The organism is Nocardia sp. JW2 (assembly GCF_051843015.1).
GTDB lineage: Bacteria > Actinomycetota > Actinomycetes > Mycobacteriales > Mycobacteriaceae > Nocardia > Nocardia coubleae.
Genome location: NZ_JBPXLK010000067.1, coordinates 1 through 376 on the forward strand (window position 1 = coordinate 1; position 376 = coordinate 376).

The 376-nt window shown below is 68.9% G+C and carries 1 protein-coding gene; it reads left to right on the forward strand.

Translation table 11 applies throughout. The features are described 5' to 3' along the window. A partial coding sequence (locus tag ACSVDM_RS30820; RefSeq protein WP_439269173.1) for a family 1 encapsulin nanocompartment shell protein occupies positions 1-376 on the forward strand: 376 nt, incomplete at both ends.

The following is a 376-nucleotide window of genomic DNA, read 5'->3' on the forward strand; positions in this document are numbered from 1 at the left end:
CCGAACTCGACGACATCGAACGCGGCGCCCCCGACGCCGACCTCGACAACCTCAAAGACGCCGCCCAGAAGATCGCCTTCGCCGAAGACCGCGCGATCTTCGAAGGCTACGCCGCCGCGGGCATCACCGGCATCCGCGCCGCCGCGTCCTGCACCCCGATCACGCTGCCGAGCAATGTGGTCGACATCCCCGACGCCATCTCGCGTGCCCTCACCGGGCTGCGCCTGGCCGGTGTCCAGGGCCCCTACTCGGTACTGCTCAGCGCCGACCTCTACACCAAGGTCAGCGAAACCTCCGACCACGGCCACCCGATCCGCACCCACATCGAACGCCTCATCGACGGCGAGATCATCTGGGCACCGGCCATCACCGGCGG